1 protein-coding gene is annotated in these 622 nt (G+C 53.5%); it reads right to left on the reverse strand.

Annotation, left to right across the window (positions count from 1 at the left end; all coding sequences use genetic code 11):
• Nucleotides 1-199: 199 nt before the first annotated feature.
• Complete coding sequence (locus tag J9889_RS21590; protein WP_201894589.1) at nt 200-412, reverse strand: hypothetical protein; 213 nt, start codon at nt 410-412, stop codon at nt 200-202.
• Nucleotides 413-622: the final 210 nt, after the last annotated feature.

Here is a 622-nt window from a genome sequence, read left to right on the forward strand (position 1 = left end):
ACCGCGTTGCACCAAAGCTTGGTTGTACTGCTGCCAGTTGCTGATCTTGTGCTTGGACTTGCCCATCTGATGCTCTCGGAGACTGCGCTACAGGATCAGATCACCGAGATGACAGATAGTTCCCCGATTTGAGCAACAAGGCCCTGATTCACCGCATCGCGCGGCTCGTCCCGCCCTCTGCGTCACCCCTCAGGTGAGATCAGGTGAGATAGTAACGCCACGACCGGACCGGCTCGGCGTAACCGACCCGGATGCAGAAGGGCGCCAGATCGTGATTGGCCTGTTCCAGGCTGAGGGTCTGGTGGGTATCTTCCTGGCACCACTGCACAAACTCGCCGCTGTTGAAGCTGTAGTGATCCCCGTGAAAGACTCCGTGGGCCTCGATCAGCCCGATGGCTTTGTCGATCTCCATGATTGGCCTCCTGGCACTGTGCTGATCCCTTTAAGCTTAGCGAGCAGAGGCGAGTAGGGTCGATTCATGTACAGGATCTTTAGCTACAACCAATTGAAATAGATAGAAAAAAGGCTTCGTTTGTGATCTGATTTAATCGCAAAAAAAAACCGACACGCCCGAAGCCATGACTATTATCAATGCAACCCAGTACCTCAAGCAACTTCTTAG

Source organism: Aeromonas sp. PrichA-15 (assembly GCF_017939245.1).
GTDB classification, from domain to species: Bacteria; Pseudomonadota; Gammaproteobacteria; order Enterobacterales; family Aeromonadaceae; genus Aeromonas; species Aeromonas caviae.

Excerpts from the sequence above, each read along its gene's own strand:
- J9889_RS21590 (WP_201894589.1), bottom strand. The coding sequence starts at position 412 with ATGGAGATCGACAAAGCCATCGGGCTGATCGAGGCCCACGGAGTCTTT.